General features: G+C 59.1%; 1 protein-coding gene. It reads left to right on the forward strand.

The window, feature by feature from the left end; all coding sequences use genetic code 11:
• Positions 1-31 precede the first annotated feature (31 nt).
• Positions 32-611, forward strand: a 580-nt coding sequence (locus QJT78_RS51940) for a transposase (RefSeq protein WP_281460923.1), incomplete at its 3' end; no start/stop codon positions are given.

The following is a 611-nucleotide window of genomic DNA, read 5'->3' on the forward strand; positions in this document are numbered from 1 at the left end:
CAGCCACAAGCATCAGACGGAGAAGCGCAGCATGAAACATTACGCTGGACTGGACGTGTCGGTCAAAGAGACGTCCCTGTGCATTGTCGACGAAACGGGCCGCATTTGCCGGGAAGCGAAGTTGGTGAGTCACCCGGACGATCTTCTTGCTGCACTCAACGATCCGATTTGGCGGTTTGATCGGATTGGGCTCGAGGCTGGACCGCTGTCGCAATGGCTGTTCAGCGGGCTGGCGGAGGCTGGCCTGCCGGTAATCTGCATCGAGACGCGACATGCCAAGGCGTTCCTCAAGGCGCAGGTGAACAAGAGCGACCGCAATGATGCGCGTGGCATTGCGCAGATGATGCGCGTCGGCTTGTTCCGGCCTGTCCACGTCAAGACCCTGATCAGCCAAAAGCGACGGGTCCTGCTTGCCGGTCGCAAGCTGCTTCAGGAGAAGGCCATTGCCATCGAGAATGACATTCGTGGGCTGTTACGCAACTTCGGCTTGAAGGTCGGAATTGTGGGGGTGATCGGCTTTGAACAACGTATCCACGAACTCGTCGGCGGTCAGCCGGAGCTGGCCGAACTCATGGAACCGCTTCTCGTCGCCCGACGCGTTTTACGCGAAC

The sequence above is a fragment of the Bradyrhizobium sp. Mp27 genome (assembly GCF_029953005.1).
GTDB lineage: Bacteria > Pseudomonadota > Alphaproteobacteria > Rhizobiales > Xanthobacteraceae > Bradyrhizobium > Bradyrhizobium barranii.